The organism is Promicromonospora sukumoe, from assembly GCF_014137995.1.
In the GTDB taxonomy this organism is placed as follows: domain Bacteria; phylum Actinomycetota; class Actinomycetes; order Actinomycetales; family Cellulomonadaceae; genus Promicromonospora; species Promicromonospora sukumoe.
On record NZ_JACGWV010000002.1, the window covers coordinates 1,143,322 to 1,161,967 of the forward strand.

Sequence of the window (18,646 nt, forward strand, 5' to 3'; positions counted from 1 at the left end):
TCCCGCCACCGCTCGAGGAAGGGGCTCTAGCCGCAACCTTGCAGAATTCATGAGTCATGAAGAACTCAGAGTCGACGTATCAAAGACGACGACAGCGCCCTCGTCCGTGCCGTGGCGGCTCCGCACCGCATTTCACCCGTCAACGACCTTGCGGCGACTCGATGTCTGCGGCAACCTCTGAGTCGCCCTTGCAATATCGTTGCAACATCATTGCCCGGAGGCGACGTGCTGACCGATCCTCGGATCCACTCATTTCTTGCACTGTGCGAGTACGGGACGACAACCGCAGCGGCAACCGCTACCCACCGCGCACTGAGCACTATCAGCACCCATGTCAACGCGATCGAGACGCGAGTCGGTGCGGCGCTCTTCCGGCGTGCTCATGGCGAGTTCGTACTGACCGAACTTGGCGAGGAAGTACGCAAGCACGCAGAGGCGATAGTGGCGGCAGAAGCTGCGATCATCGCCACGGCGACCCACCTGCGACGAAGCAGCACGCCGGACAGCAGTGGGACCGGCCGCCCCCTTGCCGCACAGTCAGTCCATTCAAGCGCCGGCAGCTCGCATCGAAAATTTCACGATCGATGAACATTCGGATCTCACCCTTGCCAGAGGTGGCGGGCCGTTGATTGGCTCACCGCATGAAGAGAATTCTGCGTGTGACGGCAAGTGTCGCCGTTCTAGGAATGGCACTGTTCGCAACCCAGGTGGACGCTGCGCCACCTGCACAGGCAGTCAGCACGTGCAACCTGTTCGATTCCATTGGCTGGTCCACCAAGGGTGGCGGCAGCGCCCTCATTCCATACACCGGAAACACCGCGAGCTGGAGCCGCAACTGCTCGATGTGGGCTGGATTCTATTCCGGGAGCGCTAACGGCGCACAGAGACTCCAGGAGTCTCTGAACCGCTGCTACGGTGAAAACCTGACGACTGACGGGATCTTTGGATGGCGAACTGAAGATGCCCTGGCCCGCGCGCAAGCAGATGAGGGGATCGAGGCCGATGGAATCTACGGCCTCCAGACGGCCAAGAACATCAAGTTCGCCAAGTACAATTCGTCGGGATGTGGGTACCTGGCTGCGACCCGATAACCATGGCTGAATCAATGGTGGGCGGTCGGGCAGCAAGAATGCTCGTAACGTAGTTCTGCCTGCCGCCTTACAGTCTCGGTGCGCCCAAGACTACGAGCGATAGACCGCACAGGAAACTTGCCCGCCCACAAATGGCGAAGGACTCGACCGCTAAGTGTCGAGTCCTTCGCCTTGTCCGCTATCAGAGACTTGCAGTGAACGTCATCAGGGTGGCCTCCGGGCGGCACGCGAAGCGCACCTGAGCGTACGGCGACGTGCCGGCGCCCGCCGAGACGTGCAGCCACGTGGAGTCCTCCCCGCCCTCGCGGTCGGGGCGCGGCCCCGGCCACCCGTGCAGGCCCGACGCGCGGCCGCGGTCCAGGTCGCAGTTGGTCACCAGGGCGCCGTACCAGGGCAGGCAGAGCTGCCCGCCGTGCGTGTGGCCCGCGATGATCGCGTCCACGCCGTCGTCCTTGAGCTGGTTGAGCACCCGCTGGTAGGGCGCGTGCACGACGCCGAGGCGCAGCACCGCGTCCTCCTCGCCCGGCGCCCGGCCCGGCTCAGGCATGACGTCGAGGTCGAGGTGCGGGTCGTCCATGCCGACCAGCCCGACGGTGCGCCCGTCGCGCAGCTCCACGAGGCCGCGGCGGTTGTCCAGGTCGACCCAGCCGGAGTCCGTGAACGCCTTCCGGAGCGACTCGGTGGGCAGCGGGATCTTCTCGCCGCCCTCGACGCGGGCGTCCGGCAGCAGGTACCGGGCCGGGTTCTTGAAGTGTGGTGCGTAGTAGTCGTTCGACCCCATGACGAACGCGCCGGGCACGTCCATGAGCTGGCCCAGGACGTCGAGCAGCGGGGCGAGCGCCTGCTGGTGCCCGAAGTTGTCCCCCGTGTTGATCACCAGGTCCGGCTCGAGCGCCGCCAGCGAGCGGACCCACGCCTGCTTGGTGCGCTGGCTCGGCGTGAGGTGCAGGTCGGCGACCTGCAGGATGCGGATCGGCCGCTGCCCCGGGGGCAGCACCGGCAGGGTCACGCGACGCAGCCGGAAGAGCTTGGTCTCCACGTGCGCGTACGCGATCCCGGCGGCGGCAAGGCCCCCGACGATCCCGAGAGCCTTGCCGACGTTACCCAGCCTCCCCATGCGGATCAGTCGTCTCCGCCCGGGCCGCCGCCTTCGCCGCCGCCGTTGCCGTTGCCGTTGCCGTTGCCGCCACCGTTGCCGCCGCCGTTGTTTCCACCGCCGTTGCCGCCGCCGGAGTCACCACCGCCGTCGGAGTCTCCACCGCCGTCGCCACCGCCAGAGTCACCGTCACTCGTGTCGGGCTTCGGGGCGACCGGGGCCTTGCCGACGAGCTTGGGGTCGGGCGCGGGGAAGGACTTCACGGGCAGGTTCGCGACCGCCTGGTCCATGTACCTGCGCCATGCCGGGGCGGCGATGGTACCGCCGTACATGGGGCCGGCCTTGGGCGCGGCGCCGTACCAGGTCATGGACGGCAGGTACACGTTCATGTGCGGCACGTTGCCGCTGGCTTCGCCCACCCAGACCGACGTCGAGAGGTTGGGCGTGTAGCCGGTGAACCAGCTCTGCATCGCCTCGTTGGTCGTACCTGTCTTGCCTGCGACCGGGCGGCCGTCCCCGAGACCCGGCGACAGCTGCCAGGCCGTGCCGAACGGGCTCTTCTGGAAGACGTGCGTCATGGCGTAGGCCACGGTGTTGGCGACCCCGGCCTCGAGCGTCTGCTTGCAGTCGGCCGACGGGACGTCGATCTTCTTGCCGGCGTGGTCCTTGACCTCGAGGATCGCGACCGGGTTGCAGTAGGTACCACCCGAGGCGAAGGTCGCGTAGGCCGCCGCCTGGTTGACCGGGGTGGATGCCTGGGTACCGAGCGTCATCGCGGCGAACACGTCGATATCCCGCTTCTCCGGGTTGTCGATCGTGCGGAACACACCACCGGTTCCCTCGTACGTCAGGCTCGACGTCATCGGCCGGAAGCCGGCGTCCCACGCCGTCTGCTGGACGTTGCAGAGGTTGAGCTGCTGCGACATCCGGGCGTACACCGTGTTCAGCGACTGGAACGTGCCCTGCATCACGCTCACGGTGCCGCTGGCGGACCCGTCGACGTTCGACACGGGCCACTGCTGATGCGTGAAGGCGTGCGCGCAGCCGCTGGCCTCGAACTCCGTCTCGTAGGCCGAGAAGGAGTTGGCACTGACCCGATCATTGAGAGTCCGGCCACTGCGCAGCCACTCGGCGAGCACGAACGGCTTGAAGTTCGAGCCCACCTGGAAGCCACGCGAGTTGCCGTGGTTGTAGTCGGCCGAGTAGTTCTGCGCGGTCGTGCGCGGGCCCGGCTCGGACCGCGCGTCGTACGGCACGTTCTGGGCCATCGCCTTGATCTGACCGGTGCCCGGCTCGACCGACGTGACCGCCGCCTCGAGGTCGTAGGCGTTGTCGGCCGGGACCGCGTCGGTGATCGTCTTCTGGGCGGCCTTCTGCATCTTGACGTCCATCGTCGTCACGATCCGCAGACCGCCGCGGTACAGGAGGTCGTACCGGTCGTCCCTGGTCTCCCCGAACTCGGGGTTGGCCATGATCTCCTTGATCACGTAGTCGCAGAAGAAGGCGGCGCCGCCGGCCGAGTCGCAGCCGACCTCGATGGGCTGAACGTCGAGCGTGTCCTCCAGCTTGGTCGCCATCGCCTCGTCACGCTCGGCCGTGGAGATGTAGCCGAGCTGCCACATCTTGCCGATCACCAGGTTGCGGCGGACCACGGCGTCCTCCGGGTTGGCCACCGGGTCGAACTGGCTGGGCGCCTTGGTGATACCGGCGATCGTGGCCGCCTCGACGATCGACAGGTCCTTCGAGGACTTGTTGAAGTAGTGCTGCGCGGCCGTCTCGACGCCGTAGACACTGGTGCCGAACTGCGCGATGTTGAGGTAGCCCTGCAGGATGTCGTCCTTCGACATCTCCTTCTCGATCGCGATCGCCAGCTTGGCCTCGCGCAGCTTGCGGGTGAGCGAGTCCTCGCGGGCCTCCAGCACGCCGAAGGTGTCGTTGGCCCGGACGGACTCCTCGATGAGCACGTTCTTCACGTACTGCTGGGTCAGCGTCGACGCGCCCTGCGTGTCGCCGCCGCCGAAGTTCTGCACCGCGGCACGCGAGATGCCCTCGGGGTCCACGCCGCCGTGCGTGAAGAAGCGCTCGTCCTCGATGGCGATCACGGCGTTCTTCATGTGGTCCGAGACCTTGTCGAGCGGCACGACGATGCGGTTCTGCGCGTAGAACGTCGCCAGCTTCGTCTTGCCGTCGGCCGCGTAGATCTGGGACTGCTCCGAGAGCGGCCCGGGGACCAGCTCGTCAGGAACCTCCTCGAACACCTCCACGCCGGTGTCGACCGCCGTGTCCATGCCGGACGCGAGCGGGATCACCAGCCCGGCCGCGATCACGCCACCGGCGCCGGCAGTGAGCACGAATGCAAGAAGAAGTCCGATGAGCTGAGCCGCGGGTATGGTCCGAGTGATCCGGCGCGGCTCGCGAGGGTTCGCCATGGCCATGCGCCCAGGTTACGGGGTGTCACTGACAGGGCACCTCGAAAACCGGCTCGGCCGGTGTGCAGGTCTCGTGCGGAATCGCCGTCGCCGTTCGCGGGCTAGCATCGTCGGCATGGCAACGAAGTGGGAGTACGCGACGATCCCCCTCCTCATTCACAACACCAAGGCGATCCTCGACCAATGGGGCTCGGACGGCTGGGAGCTCGTGCAGGTGGTCCCCGGACCCGACGGCACCGGTCTCGTCGCCTACCTGAAGCGCCCCACGGGCGGTGACGCATGAGCCACGAGCAGCGCCTCGCCGAGCTCGGCATCACGCTCCCCGAGGTGGCGGCGCCCGTCGCCGCCTACGTGCCGGCCGTGCAGACCGGCCGCTACGTCTACACGTCCGGCCAGCTGCCCTTCGCGGAGGGCACCCTGCAGGCCACCGGCAAGGTCGGCGAGGGCGAAGGCCTGGTCTCCCCGGACGACGCCGCGGGCTACGCCCGCACGTGCGCCCTCAACGCGCTGGCCGCCGTCCGCTCGATCACCGGCTCGCTCGACTCGATCTCGCGGATCGTGAAGGTCGTCGGCTTCGTCGCGAGCGACCCGTCCTTCTCCGGCCAGCCCGGGGTCATCAACGGTGCCTCGACGGTGCTCGGCGAGATCTTCGGCGACGCCGGCCTGCACGCCCGTTCCGCCGTCGGCGTGGCAGTCCTTCCCCTGGACTCGCCCGTCGAGGTGGAGCTCGTGGTCGAGCTCGCGTAAGGCTCTCGCAGCGGCCCGGGACGGGCGTGACCGGACCCACTACGGATTCGGTTTCCGTTCCGGGCCATGCGTCGGCTATTCTGAGCAGGCTTCCGCGGAAGGGCTTCGTGCCTGGTGTGCGGTCGACTCCATCGGGGTGTGGCGCAGCTTGGTAGCGCGCTTCGTTCGGGACGAAGAGGTCGCAGGTTCAAATCCTGTCACCCCGACCATGTGAAAGGCCCTCCGGCCAGCAGAAATGCTGCCGGAGGGCCTTTTTCGTCCCCCCGATCAAGTTCCTCGTCCCGACGCCGCGCGGGCTCTTCTCCTTCGAGACCTAAGTTTCTTCGCTTTGGGGCGCCGCAAAGCGAAGCAACTTAGGTCTCGAAGGAGAGCGGCCCCAGCCGGGTTCCGGGCGGGCTGTGGACAGACTGCTCGCATGCGCCTCGGGTGCAAGACTGATCGCCTACCCAAGAGCCCGGGAGTCCGAGCCCAGGAGGCGTCCTATGAACCCGTTCGTTCTGGTCGGTGGTGGACTGACGACAGCCCGTGCCGCGGAAGCGCTGCGCAAAGAGGGGTACCGCGGCGACCTCGTGGTCGTGACCAGCGAGCCCCATCATCCGTACGAACGGCCCCCGCTCAGCAAGGACTATCTCCGGGGCGAGTCGGAGCGGGACGCCGTCTTCCCGCTGGACCAGGCCTGGTACCGCGAGCACGAGGTGACCGTCCGGACCAACGAGACGGTGGTCGGGCTGAACCCGGGCGAGCACATGCTGACCCTGTCCGACGGCGCCACGCTCCCCTTCGCGAAGCTGCTCCTCGCCCCCGGTTCGACGCCGCGTCCGCTCGACGCGACCGGCACCGACCTGTCGGGCGTGCACTACCTGCGCACGATCGACGACTCGGACCGCATCTCCAGCATGCTGCTGGAGGCGTCGCTGGAGGGCGTGGGCCGGGTCGCCGTCGTCGGCGACGGCTGGATCGGTCTCGAGGTCGCGGCGTCGGCCCGGACCCTGGGGCTGGACGTCACCGTGGTGGGCCGCGGGTCGCACCCGCTGGGCCGCGTGCTGGGGCCGGAGATGGGCGACTTCTACGCCGGGGTGCACGTCGAGCACGACGTGCGCCTGGTGCGCCGCACCTCGGTCTCGGGGCTGCAGGGCGCGGACGGCCGGGTCACCGGCGTCGAGCTGTCGGACGGGACACGGATCGGGGCCGACGTCGTCGTGATCGGTGTCGGCGCCACCCCGAACATCGGGCTCGCGGAGGTCGCCGGGCTGGACCTGCGGCCCGCGGCGGAGGGCGGCGGGATCGTCGTGGACGGCACCCTGGCGACGTCGCACCCGGACATCTTCGCGGCGGGCGACGTCGCGAGCATCCCCTCGCCGCACTACGGGCGGCCGCTGCGGGTGGAGCACTGGGCGACGGCGGAGCGGACCGGCGCGCACGCCGGGCGGGCCATGCTCGGCGCCACCGCGCCGTTCGACCGGCTGCCGTACTTCTACAGCGACCAGTACGACGTCGGCATGGAGTACACCGGCTGGGTGGACGTGCCCGGCGGGTACGACGACGTGGTGGTCTCGGGGGATCTCGGAGCCCGGGAGTTCGTGGCGTTCTGGCTGCTCGACGGGCAGGTCGTGGCCGGGATGGCCGTGAACGTGTGGGAACAGATGGACCGTGTGGAGGAACTGATCAGGTCTCGGAGGAAGGTTCCGCGCGAGGAGCTGGACGCCTTCGTGGGCTGACCCCCCGGTGGGACGATCTCGGGGTGCCACCACTCCCCAGGATCCTCGCACTCGCCGCCGTCTCCGTGCTGGTCCTGGCGGGATGCACGCCGTCCGCCGACGAGCCGCCCGCCGAGGTGACGTCGGCCGCCGACGCGGTCCGTGACCTCCCCGGGGTCGACGACGTCGCGGTCACCCGGACCGTCTCCGAGGGCGAGCCCGTCCAGGGCAACTTCGGGCAGCGGCGCGAACAGGCGCCGAGCACCGTGAGCGTCGAGGTCGCCCTGGCGGGCACGCTCGACCCGCGCGCGGCGGGCGAGGCCGCCGGGGAGGCCCACCGCCTCCTGGTCGCCGGGGCCGACCGCGTGGACGACGGGGAGAACGTCACGGTGGCGTCGAGCTTCGTCGGCGGCCCGGGGCTCAGCGTGAGCACGGGGCCTGCGACGGCGTCCGAGGTCGTGTCCGCCGCCGTCGCCGACGGGTTCGCCCTGCTCGCGGCGGGGGCGAGCACCGTGGGCCTGAGCCTCGGTCTCGGTGGTGGTGACGGCTCCTGGGAGGAGAGCCCGATCGCCTCGACGGCCCACGTGACCGCCGCGAGCCCCGAAGACTTCGTCGGCCTGGCCCGCACCGCCGTGGAGCTGGAGCGCGGCGTCGACCTCGAGGCCCCCGGCGTGCACTACCAGGGCGCTACGCGCATGCCCGACGTCGACGCCGTCCGCCTGCTGGTCGCCGCGGCGGCCCGGCCCGGGGTCGTGGACGCGACGTACCTCTCCCCGGAGCAGCGGATCACCCTCCAGACCGACGCCGAGGCCGACAGTCAGAGCCTTGCTGACCTGCGACGTTGGCTCGAGACCCAGGACTACGGCACAGCCGACGACCCCGTGGGCTACACGGTCCTGGACGCGGCGTACGCCGAGACGACCGGCTGGGTGTCCGGCGCGGAGCCGGCCTCGCACGCGCCCCACACCCTCGACCCGTTCACCGATGCTGGGGTCTGGCCCGAGGACCCCACCGCCCCGGACTGCGCCGGCCCGGACCTGGAGGTCACGTTCGGCGTCGTGGACTCGGCGGCGGGCACCCGCGGCGGGTCGGTCCGGGCAACGAACGTCTCGGGCGGACCGTGCGCCGTCGAGAACGTGCCCGGCCTCGTCTTCGAGAACGAGGCCGGGCAGCCCCAGCAGGACGTCACGATCGAGCCTTACGAGCCGGGCGTCGTGCCCGGCCGCGTGGTCGTGCCCGACGGCGGGACGGTGCTCGCCCCGCTGCTCTGGCGCGCCATGTCGACCGCCAACGACCCGGACACGACCACGACGGTCCAGGTCACCACGGTCCCGGGCGCCGATCCGGTGCCGCTCGACGCGACGACGGACGGCACCCCTGCGACAGGGCTCGACGTCCTCGACGGCGCCGAGGTCCGGATCGGCCCCTGGACCCAGGGCGACTAGCGCTCACGTCGTCGCGCCGAAGCACCACTGCACCATCTTGGTGTCGGCGGGCGCACCCGCCAGAACCCGGACGTTGTCCACCGATCCGGACCAGTCCGAGCCGCCGACGAGCAACGGGGCTCCCGACCCCGCGTCCAGCGGGTCGACGGTGCTCTGGGCAACCTGACGCGGAGTGTCGACGTACGACTCGCAGAAATACATCCGGACCTCGTCGGCGTACGGGTTCCGGATCGCCGTGACGGCGTTCCACACGCCGGGGAGTGGCTCCGCGTCGGCATAGGTCGTGGTCGATCCGCCTCCGTCCCCTGTCGCGACCGTAAAGGCCCAGCAGGTAGCGGTCGCCGTGGGGCACTCGGGCGAGGTCACGACCGCCAGCTCGAAGTCGGATCCCTGCGACACGACACGTCCCGGACCTGCGTCATCGGGGTTGACCACGGCCGAGACCGTGAACAGACCCGTGGGATCGACGACCAGCCCTGACGAGACCGCCGAGTCCGCAGGTTCGTCGAGCACCAGTCCGAAGTCGTCATCGGGAAACAGCTCCGCGTTGGAGCCCGGCCCCCAGAGGTCGAGGCTCGAGAGCGCGAGGGTGTCCCCTGTCACCTCGCTGACCGCCGTCCCTCCCTCTCCCTCGTCGAACAGCCAGCGACCGGCCGTTACCGGCAGACGGACATTGAACTCGTAGGTCGGTGCGCTGGTCGCGATGCCCCTTGCGTCCACAGCGCTCACCGCCAGCCATGTGGACCCGGCATGCCTCGGGGCGAACTCGAGAAGCTCTCCGGGGACGATCTCGCCACGCGGCCCCGGCGTGAACTTGTAGCGGTAGTAGGCGACATCGTCTCCGCCGTCCAGCGCGAACGCGCCAGGCACGTCGGGGCCTCCGGTCGAGACTCCCTGCTCGTACAGGGCGGGGTATCCCGCGACCGGGGTGATCGTCGGTACACCGGACTGGGCCGCCTCGGCCGTCGCAGCGGCCGGGTACTCCGCCGCGACGGCACCGGGAACGAGCAGCGTTCCGCTCAGGGACAGGGCCGCGACCACCGCGGCGACTCGACGTCGGATCCATGGACTCTCGGGCACGGGCGAACCACCAGCCTCTCGACGAGCCCCGGCTGAACCCGCGCTCCACCATGGAGAGCGGCCTGACCTGGGATGACGGCCTGCCGGGGCACCTCGACCGTATCGACGGCCGGCGGTCGGCACGACAAAACTTGTGGGTGATTTTGTCCTTATTTGACCAAAGACTGCCCTCAGGCGTCGCACGCCTCCTGCAGCGCCTCGCCCAGGCGGTCGCCGCCGTCGGCGCCTCCGCCGACGTAGAGCGTTCCGGGCAGCCGCAGCGAGGACTCCCGCTCCACGCCGAGCGCCCGCACCGTCACGGGCACCTGGTCGAACTCGTACCAGACGCCGGATTCCTGGACACTGCCGCGCTGCGGGTCGACGATCCACATCGTGACCCCTCGGCCCGCCGGGAGCACGACCCGGTCGGAGGTGCCGGCCGGGGCGCCCCCGTCCGTTCCGCCCGTGACGGCCGTGTCGTCCGCCGGGTCGTCGCTCAGCGCCTCGAAGCGGTAGGCCTCCGGGTCCTGGCTGATGACGGTGACGGGCCAGGGCGACACGTTGCGGACGGACTGCGCGACGACCACTTCGTCGCCGCCGCCGTACACGGCCAGGGCCATGTCGGGGAGGCAGTCCGGCAACGCCATCCCGGCGTGCCTGGTCACCCCGCTCGCCTCGACCTGCGCGCTCCGAGCGGCGTACCGCCACACGCCGATGCCGGCGACCAGCGCCACCACGACCACCGCGCCCACGACCCACGCCGTGCGCCGACCCCGCCGCTGTCCAGGCCCCACCGAACCCGCCGCATCCACCATCCGCACAGGATAGGGCGGGCAAGACGAAGCCGGCCGGGCCGACAGGCTCGACCGGCTTCGAAAAAAGGATCAGCCCCGCCGCTCGCGCACGGCCTTGGCCAGGTCGCGGAGCAGGTCCTCCGTGGTGTCCCAGTCCATGCACTTGTCGGTGACCGACTGGCCGTAGGTCAGCTCCGACAGCGGGCCGGGCTGCTGCGCGCCGGCCTCCAGGAAGCTCTCCATCATGATGCCCGTGATGCCGTGCTCGCCGTCGGCGATGCGGTTGGCGATCTCGTGCACGACGCCGGCCTGGCGCACGTGGTCCTTACCCGAGTTGCCGTGGCTCGCGTCGACGATCACGCCGGTCTCGACGGCCCCGCCGAGACCGGAGGTGCGTGCCACACGCAGGGCGGCGGCGACGTCCTCGGGCGAGTAGTTGGGGCCGGAACGGCCGCCGCGCAGGATCACGTGGCAGTCCGGGTTGCCGGTGGTCTCGACGGCGGCGGCGCGGCCCTCGGCGTCGGCCCCGAAGAAGGTGTGCTCGCTGGCGGCGGTGATGCAGCCGTCCACGGCGATCTGCACGTCACCGTCGGTCGCGTTCTTGAACCCGACGGGCATCGACAGGCCGGAGGCGAGCTGGCGGTGCACCTGCGACTCCACGTTGCGGGCACCGATGGCGCCCCAGGTCACGGCGTCGGCGATGTACTGCGGGCTGGTGGGCTCCAGGAACTCGGACCCGGCGGGCACCCCGGCGTCGAGCACCCCGAGCAGCACCTCGCGGGCCAGGTTCAGGCCGTGCCGCACGTCGTGCGAGCCGTCCAGGTGCGGGTCGTTGATCAGGCCCTTCCAGCCCACGGTGGTGCGCGGCTTCTCGAAGTACACGCGCATCACGACGACGAGGTCGTCGGAGAGCTCGCGCCGGAGCGCGGCGAGCCGTCCGGCGTACTCCAGCGCGGCGGCCGGGTCGTGCACCGAGCACGGGCCGACGATCGTCAGGAGACGGTCGTCCTCGCCGGTCAGGACGTCGCGCACCTCGCGGCGGGACGTCGTCACGAGGTCGCTGCGGGCGGTGCCGAGCGGCATCGCCTCCAGCAGGCCACGCGGGGCGGGCAGCGGGTCGAGAGCGCGGATGCGCAGGTCGGAGGTGCGGGTACCGAGGTCGGTCGATGCCTCGGTGCTGGGTTCCGCGGGGGTGATGCTCATCGGGATCGGGGCTCCTGGTCGGCGAGGTCTGGTTCGAGGAACCGGACGGCCCGCCACCGACTCCTGGTCCGGAGCGGCCCGTCTCGGTAAAGACGAAGGGCCTGGACGCGATCGGCGTCCCAGGCCCTGGCTCCGGGTGGAAAGTTGGTCAGGCGTACGCCCGCCGAGCTCCACCAGGAGCCGACGTAAAGCGCCAATACCAACGGATGTCCACGGCCAAAACGGTAGCCCCACCCCCGGCGGCTGTCCACCGGATCCCAGGATGCGGTCGATCACAGTGCCCCGGGACCTGCGAAGCTACCGGGCGTAGCGCTCCACGAACGCCCGCAGCACGCGCAGCGGCTCGGTGACCTCGACGGCGAGGCAGCGCTCCCGCACCAGCTCGGCCTCCTCGGGCGGGAAGTACCCGTACTCGCGGTAGACGGCGATCCGCTGGTCGATCCCCGGGCCGTCGAGCTCGGGGTGGAACTGCGTGGCGTACAGGTTCTGCTTGACCCGGAACATCTGGACCGGGCAGCCGGCGGACGAGGCCAGCAGCACCGCGTGGTCGGGCAGCTTGCGCACCGCCTCCTTGTGGCCGACGTACGCGGCGAAGGACTGCGGCATGCCGGCCAGCAGCGGCTCGTCCGCCGCGTCCGGCGTCAGCTCGATCGTCACGGGGCCCACCGGCTCGGCGTACGTCGCGTCGATCACCGCGCCCTGGTGCGCCCCGAGGGTGCCGACGCCGTAGCAGGCGCCCAGGAACGGGAAGTCGCGGGCCACGATCTCGTCGAGCAGTCCGGCCAGCTCGGCCTCGACGCGCCGCTGCACGGGACCCTTCGTCTCCTCGGGGTCCGAGGAGTTGAAGGGTCCCCCGCCGACGAGGACCCCGGAGTAGTCGTCCAGGTCCACCGGCGGCAGCGGGTCGCGCTCGAGACGCACCCGGTGCAGCTGCTCGGGTTCGAGGCCCCCGTACCGGAGGAAGGCCTCGTGCTCACCGTCCGCGGCGAGGTCCTCCGCACGCGTCGCGAGCAGCAGAAACGGCTTCATGGAACGAGCGTAGGGGACCTCTGACCAGCGGTCACGTCCAGCGGAAGAGCTTGACGCCGAGCGGGAAGAGCACCACCGTCCAGGCCAGCATGACGAGCACCTGCGAGAGCGGGAAGCCGTCGCCGAACCAGCCCGCCAGCATGCCCTGGGCGGCCGCCCCGATCGGGGTGTACTTCGAGACCTCCAGCATCCAGTCGGGCATCACGGGCAGCGGCACCCACACCCCGGAGAACAGGAGCGACGGGAAGTAGATCAGCATCCCGAGGCCCGACGCCGAGGTGCCGCGCGCGGCCCGCGCCGCGACCAGCAGGCCGAGCGAGAACATCGCGGTGGTCGCGAGCACGAAGCACAGGAGCACGACCAGCGGGTCGACGGCGGCCGGGATGCCCAGCACCGCCATGCCCCCGACGACAGCCGCCGCCGCGGCGACGAGCAGCGCCAGCACGTTGATCACCAGGTGTGCGCCGATCAGGTTCTGCGGGGGCATCGGCGTGGTCGCCAGCCGGCGCAGGACGCCCTTCTCCCGGAACGTCGCGAACTGCACCGGCATGGTGGTCAGGGAGATCGTCGCGACCGCGAGCGCCAGCACGGTCGGCAACCACGCGGTGATGGCGGGCGCACCGTCCCACGGCAGGCCGGGCTCGTCCATCGGGGTGCGGAAGCCGGGGATGACCAGGCCGAGCACGACCAGGAGAAGCACCGGGAACACGAGCGCGAAGAACACGGCTCCCGGGTCGCGGAGCCAGACCTTCGCCTCGGTGGCGAACAGGGTGCCGAAGCCGCGGGCGCTGCGCGCGGCGCTGACCGTTCCGACGGCGCTCATGCCGCCACCTCCTCGTTCTCGTCTGCCTGGTACTGCCGTCCGGTGACCTGCACGAACACGTCCTCGAGGGTGCGCGTGACGGTGCGGACGTCGTCGGGCACCAGCTCGGCGGGAGCGAGTGCCTGCACGACGGCGAACAGCGCCCTGCGCGTTCCCGTCACCTCGATCTCGTCCGCGGTGGTGCGGACGGCGGTGATGTCGTCGTCCTGCCGGGAGAGCAGGGTGAGGAGGTCGGCGGCCCGCTGCCGGGCGACCGGGTCGGCGAACCGGAGCCGGACGCCGCGGGACCCGTCGAGGCCCTCGATGAGGGAGGCGGGCGTGCCCTCGGTGACGACGCGCCCCTTGTCGATCACGGCGAGCCGGTCGCAGAGCCGCTCGGCCTCGTCCATGAAGTGGGTGACGAGCAGGATGGTCACCCCGGAGTCCCGGACCCGCTCGACGAGGTCCCAGGTGGCGCGGCGGGCGGCGGGGTCGAGGCCGGTGGTGAGCTCGTCGAGGATGGCGACCTGCGGCTTGCCGACCAGCGCGAGCGCGATGGAGAGCCGCTGCTTCTGGCCGCCGGACAGCTTGCCGAACCGCTGCCTGCCGTGGGCGGTCAGGTCCAGGAGGTCGAGGAGCTCCGGCACGGACGCCGGGTCGGGGTAGAACGACGCGAAGACGCGCATCGCCTCGTCGACGGTGATGTTGTCGTGCAGCGCGGCCTCCTGGAGCTGGACGCCCACGTGCTGGCGCACCGCCAGCGGGTCGGTGCGAGGGTTCTTGCCGAGCACCCGGATGTCGCCGCCGTCGGCGGTCCGGAGGCCGGCGATGCACTCGACGGTGGTGGTCTTGCCGGCCCCGTTGGGGCCGAGCACACCGAAGATCTCGCCGTGCGCGACGGTGAGGCTGACGTCGGCGACGGCGACCTTGGCGCCGGCGCCGCGCGCCCCGGGATAGGACTTGCTGAGGTGGCTGACTTCGACGACTGGGGACGTCATGGTCACTCCTTCTGGGTCGGATCTGGGGGGGTGCGGACGGATGGTTCAGCGGGCGCGCACGGGTGCCGTGCGCAGCAGGGCCCGGAGCAGGACGGCGGCCAGGAGGGCGGCGACGGCCACCCCGCCGAGGCCGAGCAGCAGGGTGAGCAGGCCCTCGGCCGGGGGTACCTCCGCGTGGTCGATGTCGGGCCGGAGCTCGACGTTGGCGATCGTGCCGATCACGCCGGTGCGGGTCGCGACGTCGGCGAGCACGGCGGGGAGCGCGAGCGGGACGATCAGGAGCGTCCCCCGGGCGCCTCCGTACGTGAACCCGATCCCGATGCAGGCCCCGACGAGCGCGTAGGTGGCGAGCGCGAGGGCCTCCGCGACGGTCGTGCCGAGCACGGTCAGCGGCGAGTCGAACGGCAGGGCGCCGAGCCGGCGCCACGTCATCCCGAGCGAGGTGCTGAGCAGCCCCTCGCCCAGCAGCGCGAGCGTGGTCACGACGCCGAAGCCGGCGCCGACGACGACCGAGCCGCGCAGCACGCCCTCGAACATGGACCGGCGGCTGCCGCCCGCGGCCACGTGGAGCGTGAGGATCGCGGACGACGCGATGACGCCGATCGCGATCATCGGCCAGCGGGTGGCGCCGAGCGTCGCGTCGAGCGCGCTGATCTCCAGGTCGTTGCCGGCCGCGGCGTTGCCGACGGTGATCCCGACGGCATACAGCGCGTAGAGGCCCCAGAACCAGAGGCCGACGGTGAGGCCGGAGCCCCGGAGCCGCCGGGCCACGCCGCGGACACCGCGGACGTGCGCCGCCCGGGCGAGGTCGGTGCGGGCCATCGTGGTCTCCTCGACGGTCGGTGTTGTCATCGTCGTCTCCCCTCAGACGGCCGGACGCAGCGGGACGGAGCGCAGCGGGGCGCTGAACAGCCAGGCCGCCAGGGCGACCGCGGCGGCGCCGGCCGCGAGGCCGAGCAGGACGCCCGCCGCGCCGTCGGGCAGGCTCTCCGGGCCCAGGACGAGTGCCGTGACGCCGGTACGGGACGCGAGGTCCACGAGCGCGGCCGGGACGAGCGCGACCAGGATGTACAGCGAGCCCCGCACCACCCCGAGGCGGTAGTAGCCGGCGGCGATCGTGGCGCCCACCAGGTAGTACGTGGCCGCGACGAGCGCCTCGGAGACGACCGTCAGGGCGATGCCCCCGTAGCCCCCGACCGGCAGCCCGAACTCGCGGGCCCAGGTCAGGTCCAGGGCGCCGAACAGCGCGCGCTCGCCGACCAGGTAGAGCGCGGTCACCGCGCCGATCAGCAGGCCGCTGACCAGCGCGCCCCGCACGGTCCCGGTCGTCATGCTCCTGCGGGTGCCGCCGGCCGCGACGTGCAGCCGGAGGTACGTCGCGGGGATGATGAGGCCCAGCACCAGCACGAACCAGCGGGACGAGCCGCCCAGCTGGGCGTCGACGACGCCCTGGTCCATGCCCGAGCCCCACCGCACCGTGCCCAGGACGACCGCCACGGCGATGACCGCGAAGATCGCCCAGTACCAGGCGCCGATCGTGGCGACGACGCGCACGGTGACGCCCGCCGCGCGGCGGGCGGCGCGCCGCTCGGCCTCGCGGACCAGCGTGTCCCGCGCGGGGCTCGCCGCCACCGAGGTCGCCGCGCTCATGGCAGCACGCTCCCCGGGCTGGTCAGGCGGACGAAGAGGTCCTGCACCGGAACGGAGCCGACCTCGACGCCCGCCCCGCGCGCGACGGCCAGCTCGTCGTCGCCGAGCGCACCCTCCAGCGTGACCTGGACGGTCGCGCCGAGCTGCTGACGGTGCAGCACCCGGCGGTCGCCCGCGATCCGCTCGACGGCGTCCTTGCTGCCCGTGAGGCTGAACCCGCGCGCCCGCATCTCGTCGGCGGACTCGGCCAGGAGCACGCGCCCCCGGTCGATGACGACGACGTCCTCGAACAGCCGCTCGACCTCCTCGACCAGGTGGCTGGAGAGCAGGATCGTGCGGGGATGCTCGGCGTAGTCGGCCAGCAGCTCGTCGTAGAACGCGTACCGCGTGGGCGCGTCCATGCCGAGGTACACCTCGTCGAAGATGGTCAGCGGCGCGCGCGTGGCCAGGCCGATGGTGGCCCCGATCGCCGACCGCTTGCCCCGCGACAGCGCCGACGGGTTCTTGCGGACGTCGACCTCGAACAGGTCGAGGAGCCGCTCCGCCGTCTCGGCGCTCCAGTCCGGCCGCATGTCGGCGTAGTACTTGAGCGACGTCGAGACCTTCTCGTCGGTCATCAGGTCGCCGCTCTCCCGGACGAGCTGCGTGCCGGAGGTGATCCACGGGTTCTCCCACGGGTCCTCCTGCTCGCCCTCCGGCCCGACGACGACGGTGCCGCTCGTCGGGCGGGTGAACGCCGCCAGCAGCGAGAGCATCGTCGTCTTGCCGGCGCCGTTGCGGCCGAGCACCCCGGTGATGACCCCGGGCCGGATCGTCAGCGAGGCGCCGTCGAGCGCGGTGCTGGCGTCGTCCCGGATCATCGTGCCGTTCTGCAGCACCCGGTGGCTCTTGCCGAAGTGGACGACGACGTCGTCCAGGCGGGCTCCGAATGGTGCGGTCATGACTCCTCCGTCGTTCGCTTGCCGTCGCGGGCGCCGAGCACGTAGGCCACGACGTCGTCGGTCGAGATCCCGAGGATGTCCGCCTGCTGGAGCGCGGGCGCCAGGACCTCCTCGAAGTAGCGCTTGCGGTGATCCTCGAGCAGGCGCTCCCTGGCCTGCGGCGCGACGAACATCCCCAGACCCCGGCGCTTGTAGAGCACGCCCTCCTCGACCAGGCCGGCGAACGCCTTCTGGGCCGTCGCCGGGTTGATGCGGAACGTCGTCGCGAACTGTGTGGTGGACATGACCTGTTCCTCCTCCTTCAGCTCACCGGCGAGTACCTGCGCTCGGATCATCTGCGCGATCTGGATGTAGATCGGCTCGGGTCCGTCGAACACCGGCTCACCCCCTCCGTTGGTTCGTTACTTGACTAATGAACCATAGATGCGGGAGCCCGCGCAAGCACCTCGGGGAAACTCGTCCGAAGACAGACTCGTACGAAGACAGAAGAGGGGCGGGACGGACAAGTAGTCCGTCCCGCCCCTCCGGCGGTCGTGCGGCGGCCGTGCGGCGGCGGCCTACGTGTCGGCCGCCTCCGCGGCGTCGAGCACCGCGAGCTCCGCCAGGTCGTTCGCGATCAGCTCCGCGATCTGGATGGTGTTCAGGGCAGCGCCCTTGCGGAGGTTGTCGTTGCTGACGAAGAAGACCAGGCCGCGGCCGTCCGGCACCGACTGGTCCTGCCGGATGCGGCCCACCAGCGACGGGTCGGCACCGGCCGCCGCGAGCGGCGTCGGCACGTCGACCAGCCGCACGCCGGGGGCGTCGGCCAGCAGCTTGCGGGCCTCGTCCGGCGTGATCGGCCGGGCGAACTCCGCGTGCACCGACAGCGAGTGCCCGGTGAACACGGGCACGCGCACGCAGGTGCCGGCCACGGCCAGGTCGGGCAGGCCCAGGATCTTGCGGGACTCGTTGCGGAGCTTCTGCTCCTCGTCGGTCTCGCCCGAGCCGTCGTCGACCAGGTTGCCGGCCAGCGGCAGCACGTTGAACGCGATGGGCGCCGCGTAGATCGCGGGGTCGGGCAGGTCGACGGACGCGCCGTCGTGCACCAGGCCCTCGATCTCCTGCCCGACGGCGGCGCGCACCTGCCCGGCCAGCTCGGCCACGCCGGCCAGCCCGGAGCCGGACACGGCCTGGTACGTCGCGACGCGCAGCCGCTCCAGCCCGGCGGCCTGCGCCAGGGGCGACAGCACCGGCATGGCGGCCATCGTCGTGCAGTTCGGGTTGGCCACGATGCCCTTGACGGCGTCCCCGATCGCGTCGGGGTTCACCTCGGACACCACGAGCGGCACCTCGGGGTCGCGCCGCCACGCCGACGAGTTGTCGACCACCAGCGCGCCCGCGTCCGCGAACCGCGGCGCGTGCTCGCGCGACGTGCCGCCCCCGGCGGAGAAGAGCGCGATGTCGATGTCGGCGAGGTCCTCGGTCGACGTCGCGGCGACGTCCTCGACGGGCACGTCCACGCCCGCGAACGGGAGGGTGGTGCCCGCCGAGCGGGCCGAGGCGAAGAACCGGATCTCCGCCACGGGGAACTCGCGCTCCTCCAGCAGCCGGCGCATGACGGCGCCCACCTGGCCGGTGGCGCCGACGACGGCGACGTTCACGCCCTGATCATTGATCGCGACCATG

General features: G+C 71.0%; 19 protein-coding genes and 1 tRNA gene. 7 read left to right on the top strand and 13 right to left on the bottom strand.

Annotation, left to right across the window (positions count from 1 at the left end):
- The first annotated feature begins 225 nt into the window (after positions 1-225).
- Positions 226-588, top strand: coding sequence for a helix-turn-helix domain-containing protein (locus tag FHX71_RS30330; RefSeq protein ID WP_182619567.1), 363 nt, complete (start codon positions 226-228; stop codon positions 586-588).
- A gap of 53 nt (positions 589-641) precedes the next feature.
- The gene (locus tag FHX71_RS22155) at positions 642-1,091 is read left to right on the top strand and encodes a peptidoglycan-binding domain-containing protein (RefSeq protein WP_182619568.1); all 450 of its coding nucleotides are present in this window, start codon (positions 642-644) and stop codon (positions 1,089-1,091) included.
- A gap of 181 nt (positions 1,092-1,272) precedes the next feature.
- On the opposite strand, the gene FHX71_RS22160 is transcribed toward FHX71_RS22155, so the two are convergent.
- Both FHX71_RS22160 and FHX71_RS22165 read right to left on the bottom strand, forming a co-directional pair.
- Positions 1,273-2,208 (bottom strand): metallophosphoesterase, encoded by a 936-nt coding sequence (locus FHX71_RS22160; RefSeq protein WP_182619569.1) that lies wholly within the window; start codon positions 2,206-2,208, stop codon positions 1,273-1,275.
- 5 nt (positions 2,209-2,213) lie between these two features.
- The gene (locus tag FHX71_RS22165) at positions 2,214-4,538 is read right to left on the bottom strand and encodes a transglycosylase domain-containing protein (protein WP_312877172.1); all 2,325 of its coding nucleotides are present in this window, start codon (positions 4,536-4,538) and stop codon (positions 2,214-2,216) included.
- Positions 4,539-4,731: 193 nt separating this feature from the next.
- Here FHX71_RS22165 and sp36 point away from each other — a divergent pair, with 193 nt between their 5' ends.
- From sp36 to FHX71_RS30185, 5 genes are all read left to right on the top strand, one after another.
- The gene (gene sp36, locus FHX71_RS22170) at positions 4,732-4,899 is read left to right on the top strand and encodes a Sp36 family protein (protein WP_020017885.1); all 168 of its coding nucleotides are present in this window, start codon (positions 4,732-4,734) and stop codon (positions 4,897-4,899) included.
- Positions 4,896-5,363: a RidA family protein gene (locus FHX71_RS22175; RefSeq protein ID WP_182619570.1), complete on the top strand. Its 468-nt coding sequence runs from the start codon at positions 4,896-4,898 to the stop codon at positions 5,361-5,363. The genes sp36 and FHX71_RS22175 overlap by 4 nt, the downstream gene beginning before the upstream one ends.
- Before the next feature lie 132 nt (positions 5,364-5,495).
- Positions 5,496-5,572 (top strand) — tRNA-Pro (locus FHX71_RS22180).
- Between the two features lie 273 nt (positions 5,573-5,845).
- Entirely contained in the window at positions 5,846-7,081 is a 1,236-nt protein-coding gene (locus FHX71_RS22185; RefSeq protein WP_182619571.1) for an NAD(P)/FAD-dependent oxidoreductase, read from the top strand.
- A gap of 23 nt (positions 7,082-7,104) precedes the next feature.
- Complete coding sequence (locus FHX71_RS30185; RefSeq protein WP_182619572.1) at positions 7,105-8,505, top strand: DUF4232 domain-containing protein; 1,401 nt, start codon at positions 7,105-7,107, stop codon at positions 8,503-8,505.
- 3 nt (positions 8,506-8,508) lie between these two features.
- On the opposite strand, the gene FHX71_RS22195 is transcribed toward FHX71_RS30185, so the two are convergent.
- The 11 genes from FHX71_RS22195 to FHX71_RS22245 all read right to left on the bottom strand — a co-directional run bounded on the left by FHX71_RS22195 (position 8,509) and on the right by FHX71_RS22245 (position 18,645).
- Positions 8,509-9,546 (bottom strand): LamG-like jellyroll fold domain-containing protein, encoded by a 1,038-nt coding sequence (locus FHX71_RS22195; RefSeq protein WP_182619573.1) that lies wholly within the window; start codon positions 9,544-9,546, stop codon positions 8,509-8,511.
- Positions 9,547-9,755: 209 nt separating this feature from the next.
- Positions 9,756-10,379 (bottom strand): hypothetical protein, encoded by a 624-nt coding sequence (locus FHX71_RS22200; protein WP_182619574.1) that lies wholly within the window; start codon positions 10,377-10,379, stop codon positions 9,756-9,758.
- 69 nt (positions 10,380-10,448) lie between these two features.
- Complete coding sequence (locus FHX71_RS22205; protein WP_182619575.1) at positions 10,449-11,561, bottom strand: 3-deoxy-7-phosphoheptulonate synthase; 1,113 nt, start codon at positions 11,559-11,561, stop codon at positions 10,449-10,451.
- A 297-nt stretch (positions 11,562-11,858) separates the two neighbouring features.
- A complete protein-coding gene (locus FHX71_RS22210; RefSeq protein WP_182619576.1) occupies positions 11,859-12,590 on the bottom strand; it encodes a glutamine amidotransferase in 732 nt (243 codons plus the stop codon).
- A gap of 31 nt (positions 12,591-12,621) precedes the next feature.
- Positions 12,622-13,413: an ABC transporter permease gene (locus FHX71_RS22215; RefSeq protein ID WP_182619577.1), complete on the bottom strand. Its 792-nt coding sequence runs from the start codon at positions 13,411-13,413 to the stop codon at positions 12,622-12,624.
- Positions 13,410-14,390 carry an ABC transporter ATP-binding protein gene (locus tag FHX71_RS22220; RefSeq protein ID WP_182619578.1) on the bottom strand — a complete coding sequence of 327 codons (981 nt, stop codon included), beginning with the start codon at positions 14,388-14,390 and terminating at the stop codon, positions 13,410-13,412. The genes FHX71_RS22215 and FHX71_RS22220 overlap by 4 nt, the downstream gene beginning before the upstream one ends.
- Before the next feature lie 45 nt (positions 14,391-14,435).
- On the bottom strand, positions 14,436-15,242 hold the full coding sequence (locus FHX71_RS22225) for a hypothetical protein (protein WP_182619579.1): 807 nt from the start codon (positions 15,240-15,242) through the stop codon (positions 14,436-14,438).
- A gap of 12 nt (positions 15,243-15,254) precedes the next feature.
- A complete protein-coding gene (locus FHX71_RS22230; RefSeq protein ID WP_182619580.1) occupies positions 15,255-16,040 on the bottom strand; it encodes a hypothetical protein in 786 nt (261 codons plus the stop codon).
- On the bottom strand, positions 16,037-16,981 hold the full coding sequence (locus FHX71_RS22235) for an ATP-binding cassette domain-containing protein (RefSeq protein WP_182619581.1): 945 nt from the start codon (positions 16,979-16,981) through the stop codon (positions 16,037-16,039). Before FHX71_RS22235 ends, FHX71_RS22230 begins: the two co-directional genes overlap by 4 nt.
- A complete protein-coding gene (locus FHX71_RS22240) occupies positions 16,978-17,358 on the bottom strand; it encodes a GntR family transcriptional regulator (protein ID WP_182619582.1) in 381 nt (126 codons plus the stop codon). The genes FHX71_RS22235 and FHX71_RS22240 overlap by 4 nt, the downstream gene beginning before the upstream one ends.
- A gap of 180 nt (positions 17,359-17,538) precedes the next feature.
- Complete coding sequence (locus FHX71_RS22245) at positions 17,539-18,645, bottom strand: aspartate-semialdehyde dehydrogenase (protein WP_182619583.1); 1,107 nt, start codon at positions 18,643-18,645, stop codon at positions 17,539-17,541.
- Position 18,646 lies beyond the last annotated feature (1 nt).

What these genes read in the sequence shown, in the direction of transcription:
- FHX71_RS22205 (WP_182619575.1), bottom strand. Translation starts at nt 11,561, where the DNA reads ATGAGCATCACCCCCGCGGAACCCAGCACCGAGGCATCGACCGACCTC.
- FHX71_RS22225 (WP_182619579.1), bottom strand. Translation starts at nt 15,242, where the DNA reads ATGACAACACCGACCGTCGAGGAGACCACGATGGCCCGCACCGACCTC.
- FHX71_RS22185 (WP_182619571.1), top strand. Translation starts at nt 5,846, where the DNA reads ATGAACCCGTTCGTTCTGGTCGGTGGTGGACTGACGACAGCCCGTGCC.
- sp36 (WP_020017885.1), top strand. Translation starts at nt 4,732, where the DNA reads ATGGCAACGAAGTGGGAGTACGCGACGATCCCCCTCCTCATTCACAAC.
- FHX71_RS22200 (WP_182619574.1), bottom strand. Translation starts at nt 10,379, where the DNA reads ATGGTGGATGCGGCGGGTTCGGTGGGGCCTGGACAGCGGCGGGGTCGG.
- FHX71_RS22210 (WP_182619576.1), bottom strand. Translation starts at nt 12,590, where the DNA reads ATGAAGCCGTTTCTGCTGCTCGCGACGCGTGCGGAGGACCTCGCCGCG.
- FHX71_RS22155 (WP_182619568.1), top strand. Translation starts at nt 642, where the DNA reads ATGAAGAGAATTCTGCGTGTGACGGCAAGTGTCGCCGTTCTAGGAATG.
- FHX71_RS22175 (WP_182619570.1), top strand. Translation starts at nt 4,896, where the DNA reads ATGAGCCACGAGCAGCGCCTCGCCGAGCTCGGCATCACGCTCCCCGAG.
- FHX71_RS22215 (WP_182619577.1), bottom strand. Translation starts at nt 13,413, where the DNA reads ATGAGCGCCGTCGGAACGGTCAGCGCCGCGCGCAGCGCCCGCGGCTTC.
- FHX71_RS22230 (WP_182619580.1), bottom strand. Translation starts at nt 16,040, where the DNA reads ATGAGCGCGGCGACCTCGGTGGCGGCGAGCCCCGCGCGGGACACGCTG.
- FHX71_RS22220 (WP_182619578.1), bottom strand. Translation starts at nt 14,390, where the DNA reads ATGACGTCCCCAGTCGTCGAAGTCAGCCACCTCAGCAAGTCCTATCCC.
- FHX71_RS22235 (WP_182619581.1), bottom strand. Translation starts at nt 16,981, where the DNA reads ATGACCGCACCATTCGGAGCCCGCCTGGACGACGTCGTCGTCCACTTC.
- FHX71_RS22160 (WP_182619569.1), bottom strand. Translation starts at nt 2,208, where the DNA reads ATGGGGAGGCTGGGTAACGTCGGCAAGGCTCTCGGGATCGTCGGGGGC.
- FHX71_RS22245 (WP_182619583.1), bottom strand. Translation starts at nt 18,645, where the DNA reads ATGGTCGCGATCAATGATCAGGGCGTGAACGTCGCCGTCGTCGGCGCC.